This is a genomic window from Phenylobacterium sp. (genome assembly GCF_041920015.1).
GTDB lineage: Bacteria > Pseudomonadota > Alphaproteobacteria > Caulobacterales > Caulobacteraceae > Phenylobacterium.
In genome coordinates this window covers 1-7,274 of sequence record NZ_JAYRST010000116.1, presented here as the reverse complement: position 1 = coordinate 7,274, position 7,274 = coordinate 1, and the positions used below count along the sequence as shown (strand labels likewise).

Below are 7,274 nucleotides of genomic sequence, written 5' to 3'. Positions count from 1 at the left end.
CGGTGAACGTGCCGGCCGACATTCCGCAGATTCCGCCTCTGCCGGTTCCGCCGGTCGAGAAGCGGATCGAGACGCCGGAACCGCCGAAGGCCGCCCCGCCGGCCCCGCCGCGTCCGTCGGTGATCACGAACCCGGACTGGGCTCGTCGTCCCTCGGGCGAGGACATCGCGCGGTACTATCCCGACCGTGCGATGCGCATGAGCATCGAGGGCCGGGCGACTCTGAGCTGCTCGGTCACGGCCAAGGGCAGCCTCGAGAACTGCGAAGTGGTCTCCGAGGAGCCCGCGGACCAGGACTTCGGGTCGGCTGCGATGCGCTTGAGCAAGCTGTTCAAGATGCGTCCGAAGACCCAGGACGGCGCGCCCGTCGAGGGCGGCACGGTGCGGATCCCGATCCGCTTCGTGCTCCCGAAGGGCTAAGCCTCTCGGGGTTTCGACCCAGAAAGATCAGGCCCCGGAGGTTTCCTCCGGGGCCTTTTCTTTTGTCTCCACAAAAACTTCCGCCTGGAGGGGCCTGGCCGGCAGGTGGGCCTTGATCCTGCGTCCCCGTGCGACTAGAAGAGCGGCCTCGCAATGCGCCGCCTTAGCTCAGTTGGTTAGAGCGCTAGATTGTGGCTCTAGAGGTCCCCCGTTCGAACCGGGGAGGCGGTACCATTGCCGGGAACGCGAAACGCCGCCGATCATCGATCGGCGGCGTCGTCGTTCCGAGCTCCAGGCTCAAAGAGCCGGCCCTGTTCGTCCCGGTTGGTTTGGCTCAAACCAACCGGGGACGGGGTCTAGGCGAGCGCGGCCTGCAAGCGGCGGCGGCGGATGGCGCTTCCGGCGAGGCCGAAGCCCATGATCATCATCGCCCAGGTGGCGGGTTCCGGCACGCCGGCGCTGATGTTGCCGACATTGCCGGCGACGATGGCGGCGTTGCCGTTGTCGAAGGTGGCGAGGACCTGGGCGGGGTTGATCCCGCTGGCGTCCGCGCCGAACTCGACGGCACCCGGATTGTACGGGAAGCCGACGCCGGCCATGACCGGGCTCGCCAGACCGGCGGCGGTGATGTTCACCTCGCCTTCCGAACCGCCTTGGTGATAGCCGGAGATGCCCGCCGAGCCGTTCACCAGCCCGATCGGCGAATAGCCGTTCGCGTTGCTCGAGAACGCCGCGAAGGAGCCGGTGTACTCGCCGATGTAGCCGCCGCCCGAGCCGCTCAGCACGAAGTTCAGAGCGTTGTTGAACAGGGCGTCGGTCGAGGCCGTGCCGATGTCGTCCTGGAAGTCGCCGTTGAAGAGGATGATGTTCCCGGTGACATAGCTCTTCACGTTCGCAGCGGCCGCGGCCGAGAGGCCGGTGCCGAACGAATAGCCGTCGCGCGTATAGACGAAGGCGTCGAAGCTGCTCAGGAAGCCGGCGGTGGCCAGCTGGGCGTCGGACACGATGGTGACCGTGTGCGAGGCGCCATAGAGGGTGGCGATGTTGTTGTTGCCGAAGATCGCGAGGTTCGCGGCGTCGGCGTTCGAGACGAGGCCGGCCGCAAGAGCCGCCCCCAGCAGGAGAGTCTTAAGTTTCATCAGTCGGTCCTTTTGTACCTTAGCGACGGAGTCCGTCCTCAATCAGGCGCCCTGTCTTGGGGGGTGACAGTCACCAACACGCGCTGCATTCGGAGCGCGGTTACAATTTATTAAGATTGGTGCTCGCCGAACAGTGGGATTCATCTTCGGCGCGATAGTTTTTTGCCGCTGGTCGCCTCGTAGGGCATGCGGCGAGGGCGCTGGCCGGCGAAGCCCGCTGGGCTTCGCCGGCGCGCAAGGGCCTAGAGGCTGAGGTTCAGCAGGGCCGGGTCGCCGCCCTGGGCGGTGATGTTGACGCTGACCGCGCGCTCGATGGCGTAGCGGGACAGGGCGTTGGGGCCGCCGGCCTTGGGGCCGGTGCCGGACAGGCCCTCGCCGCCGAACGGTTGGACGCCGACCACCGCCCCGATGATCGAGCGGTTCACATAGACGTTGCCGGCCGGAACAAGCTCACGCACCTCCCGGGCGAAGGCGTCGATGCGCGAGTGGACGCCCAGGGTCAGGCCATAGCCCTGGCCCGCCAGTTCGCCGGCCACCTTGTCCAGCTGCGCCGGGTCGTAACGCACGACGTGCAGGATCGGCCCGAAGACCTCGCGCTCGAGGAACCGGGCGCTCGGGATCTCCGCCAGGATCGGCCCGAAGAAGGTTCCCCCTTGCGGCGTCTCCAGGCGGTGCAGGACCTTGGCCTCGCGCTGCAGGCGCTCCAGGTGGGCCTGGAGGGCGCTGCGGGCCTCTTCGTCGATCACCGGGCCGACGTCGGTGGCCGGATCGGCCGGATCGCCGATCACCAGGGCGTCCATGGCGCCCTTTATGGTCTCGATCACCAGGTCGGCGGTGTCCTTGGGCAGGAACAGGATGCGCAGCGCCGAACAGCGTTGCCCGGCCGAGCCGAAGGCCGACAGCACCACGTCGTCCACGACCTGTTCCTTCAGGGCCGTGGTGTCGACGAACATGCCGTTCAGGCCGCCGGTCTCGGCGATGAACGGAACGATCGGCCCGTCGCGCCCGGCCAGGGTTTGGTTGATCCGCCGCGCGGTGTCGGTGCCGCCGGTGAACGCGACGCCGTCGCACTCGCGGTGGGCGGTGAGGGCCGCGCCCACCGTCTCGCCGCGGCCGGGAACGAGCGCCAGGAGACCGGCGGGCAGGCCCGCCTCGTGGAACAGGGCCACGGCCTCGGCGGCGATCAACGGGGTCTGTTCGGCAGGTTTGGCGACCACGGCGTTGCCGGCGGCCAGAGCCGCGGCGATCTGGCCGGTGAATATGGCCAGCGGGAAGTTCCACGGGCTGATGCAGACGAAGACGCCGCGGCCGCGCAGCTCCAGAGTGTTGGTCTCGCCGACCGGGCCTTTGAGGATTTCCGCGCCGGCGAACTTGGTCTGGGCCAGGTGCGCGTAATAGCGGCAGAAGTCGACAGCCTCCCGGACCTCGGCGATGCCGTCGGCCAGAGTCTTGCCGGCCTCGCGGGTGCAGATAGCGATCAGACGATCGCTGTTGGCCTCCAGGGCCGCGCCCATGGCCCGCAGGACCTCGGCGCGGCGGAAGCCGCCCATCGCGTCCCAGGCCGGCTGTGCGGCCCGCGCGGCGGCGAAGGCGGCGTCGATGTCGGCGGGGGAGGCCTCAGCCACGCGGCCGACCGCCGCGCCGTCCGATGGGCTCTTCACGTCCTGCGGCTCGATCCCCTGGCGCGCCTTGCCGGCGACACGCGGGCCGCTGGCCAGCGGCTGCAAGGCGCGGGCGGCGTGGTGCAGGCGGGCGGCTTCGTCGGGGATCGAGAGATCGACGCCTTCGGAGTTCTTGCGCTCGGCGCCGTAGATGTCGGCTGGGCGCGGGATCTTCGGGTGCGGGCCGATCCCGGCCTTCTCGACCGCGCTGATCGGGTCGACCACCACGTCCTCGGCCGGCACGCGCTCGTCGAGCAGGGCATGGACGAACGAGGTGTTGGCGCCGTTCTCCAGCAGGCGGCGGACCAGATAGGGCAGCAGGTCCTCATGACCGCCCACCGGGGCGTAGGTGCGTACGATTGCGCCTTCGCGCAGCGCGTCGGCGGCGCGGTACAGGGCCTCGCCCATGCCGTGCAGGCGCTGGAACTCGATCTTCACGCCGGCCTCCTTGGCCATGGCGTGGACCGCGGCGAGGGTGTGGGCGTTGTGGGTCGCGAACTGGGCGAAGACGTGCGGGCTGGCGGCGATCAGGGCCTTGGCGCAGACCAGGTAGGAGACGTCGGTGGCGGCCTTGGTCGTGAACACCGGATAGTCGGGGCGGCCGTTCACCTGGGCGCGCTTAATCTCGCTGTCCCAATAGGCGCCCTTGACCAGGCGGACCATCAGGCGGCGGCCGCTGTCGCGGGCGATCTCGGCGACGCGGGCGACGGTCAGGGTGGTGCGCTTCTGGTAGGCCTGGACGGCGAGGCCGAGGCCGGTCCACGCGCCGAGCTCGCTCTCGCGGGCCAGGCGGTCCAGCAGTTTCAAGGAGATGACCAGGCGGTCGGCCTCCTCGGCGTCGATGGTGAAGTTGATGTCGTACTTCGCAGCGATCAGGGCGAGCCTTTTCACCCGGGGATAAAGCTCGGTCCAGACGCGGTCCTCGTGGGTCGCCTCGTAGCGCGGCGAGAGGGCCGAGAGCTTGACCGAGACGCCGTGGCCGGCCTCGGGCCCGGCGCCCTTCGAGTGCCGGCCCACGGTCTCCAGGGCGTCGGCATAGGCCTGCTCGTAGCGGGCCGCGTCGGCCGAGGTGCGGGCGCCTTCGCCCAGCATGTCGAACGAGCAGACCTGGCCTTCCTTGGCCGCGCGCTTCAGGGCCCCTTCGATCGTACGGCCGAGGACGAACTGTTCGCCCATGATTCCAATGGCTTGAGCGACGGCCTTGCGGACCACCGGCTCGCCGATCCGCTCGACCAGGCGGCGCAGGAAGCCCGGCGGGTCGCGGCGCGCGTCCTCGTCGACGTCGACGATCTTGCCGGTCAGCATCAGGCCCCAGGTCGAGGCGTTGACGAACAGGCTGTCGGATTGGCCGAGGTGGCTGGCCCAGTCAGCGCCGCCGATCTTCTCGGCGATCAGCCGGTCGCGGGTTTCGGCGTCGGGGGTGCGCAGCAGCGCCTCGGCCAGGCACATCAGGGCCAGGCCCTCGCGGGTGCCCAGACTGAACTCCTGAAGGAAGCTCTCGACCACGCCCTGGCGCTTGGCCGACTGGCGGGCGGCGCGAACCAGATCCTCGGCCTGGCGCTTGATCGCGCCGCGCTGGGGCTCGGTCAGGGGGCGGGCGGCGAGCAGGGCGGTCACCGCCTCGGTCTCGTCGCGGTACTTGGCGTTCGGATCGTCCAGGGCGGTCCAGGAGGTCATGTGCGGGCCTCAGATGAGGGGTGGTTTCAGATGTCCGGCGTATCTGGTATCGTGCCGGATGTCCTGCGGACGTTCGCCGTGTTCGCCGAACGAAAATTCAAAGGAAGCGCTTCTTGGCGGACGCCGTGCACCTGGACGACATCGACCGCCGCCTGCTGCGCGTGCTGCAGCGCGACGGGCGCATCAGCAACCTGGATCTGGCCCAAGAGTGCCATCTGTCGCCCTCCGCCTGTTCGGATCGGGTGCGGCGCCTGCGCGAACGCGGAGTCATAACCGGTTTCGCGGCCCTGCTCGACCCCAAGGCCATCGATCGGGCGCTGCTGATCTTCGTCGAGGTGCAGCTGGACCGGACCACCGGCGACACCTTCAGCGAGTTCGCCCAGGCCGCCCAGCGCACGCCGGAAATCCTCGAATGCCACATGGTGGCCGGCGGCTTCGACTACCTGATCAAGGCCCGGGTCAGCGACATGGAGGCCTATCGCAGCTTCCTCGGCGAGGTGCTGGTCGCCATGCCCGGCGTGCGCGAGACCCGCACCTATGCGGTGCTGGAGGAGGTGAAGTCGGTGACGGTGCTGCCGGTGTAAGGGGAACTTGGCCTTCTCCCCTTGCGGGAGAAGGTGGCCCCGCGCAGCGGGGTCGGATGAGGGGGCAGCGGTGTTTCCGGCGGCAGGACGGCGAGGGTTAGCTCTACGGAGAGAGAGGCCGAACACCCCTCATCCGTCAGGCTTCGCCTGCCACCTTCTCCCGCAAGGGGAGAAGGAAAGTCAGTATCCCGCCTTGCGGTTCACCAAGCCCTGCAAGGGTTCCCCCGCCCGGAAGCGGGCGATGTTGGCGGCGATGAAGGCGCTGGCCGAGGCGGGATCGGTGACCGCCGCCACATGGGGCAGGACGGTGATCTGGGGGTGCGACCAGAAGGGGTGGTTGCGGGCCAGGGGCTCGGCCTCGAACACGTCGAGGATGGCGTGCGACAGGCGACCGGCGTCGAGGGCGGCGATCAGATCGGCCTCGACCACATGGGCGCCGCGGGCCAGGTTGATGATCGCCGCGCCCGGCTTCATGCGCTTGAACGCCTCGTCGCAGAGGATGCCGTGGGTGGCGTCGGTCAGCGGCAGCAGGTTGACCACGATGTCGCTGGTCGCCAGCACGTCCTCCAGGTCGCCCTCGCTGCGGCTCCAGGCGCTGGTCGGAAAGCCGATATCGTTCAAGGTCTTGGCGGCCGCTCGGGCGAGCTCGCCGTAGCCCAGGAAGCCGACGCGGCGCTGCGCCGCCGGCGGCTGGGGCAACTGGCGCCACAGGCCGCGGCGCTGCTGGGCGGCGTAGGCCGGGGCCTGGCGGTGCAGGAAGAGCACGTGGGCGGCCACGGCCTGGGCCATATGGGCTGTGAGGCCGGGATCGATCAGCCGGGCGATGGGCACGCGCGGCAGGTCCGGGTCGCCCAGCAGGCCGTCGACCCCCGCCCAGGCCGACTGGACGAAGGCCAGTTTGGGCAGGCCGGCCAGCACGCCGCGCGGCGGATTGGCCACGATGGCGACGTCGGCCTGAGGGTCGGCGCCGAGGCTGATTTTCTCGTTCGGCAGGGCCTGGGCGAGGGCCGCCAGCCAGCGGGTTTCGGCAGCTTCCGGGAGCCGCGATAGGAAGGTTATCGCCATGGGCTTCCACTTACCTTCCCCGTAGGGCCTTGCGCGAGCCCGGATTTGCGCGCCAGGGTCGGGCCATGCAACTGACCGCGCAAGATTCATCCATCCTGCAGCGTCTTTCGGGCGAGAAAGACGACATTCTGGGCCGGGCCGTAGAATGGTGCGCCCTATCGTCAGGCAGCCGAAACCTGCCGGGACTGGAGGCGCAGCGGGCGGCGCTGGAGCCGGTGCTGGCTGCTCTGCCCGGCGAGGTCGAGAACGTGCCCCTGGCCGACAGCCACGAGGTGGCCGCCGACGGGAGCCTGAAGGCGCAGGCCCATCCGCCGGCGCTGATGCTGACCGTGCGGCCCCAGGCGCCGGTGCAGGTGGTGCTGACCGGCCACTACGACACGGTGTTTCCGGCCGGGACCAGCTTCACGGCGGTGACGCCGCGGGCGGACGGGGCGCTGAACGGCCCGGGCCTGGCCGACATGAAGGGCGGGATCAGCGTCATGCTGGCCGCCCTGCGGGCGTTCGAGGACCACCCGGACCATGCGAACCTCGGCTATCGCGTCTTGCTCTCGCCCGACGAGGAGATCGGCTCGCTGGCCTCCGCGCCCGTCCTCAAGCGGCTGGCCGAGGGCGGCCATGTCGGCCTGACCTACGAACCGGCCATGGCCGGCGGGGCGCTGGCCGCCCAGCGCAAGGGCTCGGGCAACTTCCACGTGGTGGTGCGCGGGCGCGCGGCCCATGCCGGCCGCG

Annotated in this window: 6 protein-coding genes and 1 tRNA gene; 4 read left to right on the top strand and 3 right to left on the bottom strand. The window is 69.8% G+C overall.

Translation table 11 applies throughout. The annotated features are described in order from the left end of the window. Positions 1-419: energy transducer TonB (locus ACE3TL_RS16080; RefSeq protein WP_374579677.1), on the top strand; the 419-nt coding region annotated here is incomplete at its 5' end. A 157-nt stretch (positions 420-576) separates the two neighbouring features. After that, positions 577-653: transfer RNA gene (locus ACE3TL_RS16075), tRNA-His, on the top strand. A 122-nt stretch (positions 654-775) separates the two neighbouring features. On the opposite strand, the gene ACE3TL_RS16070 is transcribed toward ACE3TL_RS16075, so the two are convergent. Continuing rightward, positions 776-1,558 carry a PEPxxWA-CTERM sorting domain-containing protein gene (locus ACE3TL_RS16070; RefSeq protein ID WP_374579676.1) on the bottom strand — a complete coding sequence of 261 codons (783 nt, stop codon included), beginning with the start codon at positions 1,556-1,558 and terminating at the stop codon, positions 776-778. A gap of 242 nt (positions 1,559-1,800) precedes the next feature. Next, positions 1,801-4,896, bottom strand: coding sequence for a bifunctional proline dehydrogenase/L-glutamate gamma-semialdehyde dehydrogenase PutA (gene putA, locus ACE3TL_RS16065; RefSeq protein ID WP_374579675.1), 3,096 nt, complete (start codon positions 4,894-4,896; stop codon positions 1,801-1,803). A 125-nt stretch (positions 4,897-5,021) separates the two neighbouring features. On the opposite strand from putA, the gene ACE3TL_RS16060 reads away from it, so the two are divergent. After that, complete coding sequence (locus ACE3TL_RS16060) at positions 5,022-5,480, top strand: Lrp/AsnC ligand binding domain-containing protein (protein ID WP_374579678.1); 459 nt, start codon at positions 5,022-5,024, stop codon at positions 5,478-5,480. Positions 5,481-5,660: 180 nt separating this feature from the next. On the opposite strand, the gene ACE3TL_RS16055 is transcribed toward ACE3TL_RS16060, so the two are convergent. Further along, complete coding sequence (locus ACE3TL_RS16055; protein WP_374579674.1) at positions 5,661-6,545, bottom strand: 2-hydroxyacid dehydrogenase; 885 nt, start codon at positions 6,543-6,545, stop codon at positions 5,661-5,663. A gap of 65 nt (positions 6,546-6,610) precedes the next feature. Between ACE3TL_RS16055 and ACE3TL_RS16050 the strand changes: the two genes are divergently transcribed. Further along, a partial coding sequence (locus tag ACE3TL_RS16050) for a M20/M25/M40 family metallo-hydrolase (RefSeq protein ID WP_374579673.1) occupies positions 6,611-7,274 on the top strand: 664 nt, incomplete at its 3' end.

Bases quoted from the DNA above. Each gene is read 5' to 3' on its own strand.
- ACE3TL_RS16070 (WP_374579676.1), bottom strand. From the start codon at position 1,558: ATGAAACTTAAGACTCTCCTGCTGGGGGCGGCTCTTGCGGCCGGCCTC.
- putA (WP_374579675.1), bottom strand. From the start codon at position 4,896: ATGACCTCCTGGACCGCCCTGGACGATCCGAACGCCAAGTACCGCGAC.
- ACE3TL_RS16055 (WP_374579674.1), bottom strand. From the start codon at position 6,545: ATGGCGATAACCTTCCTATCGCGGCTCCCGGAAGCTGCCGAAACCCGC.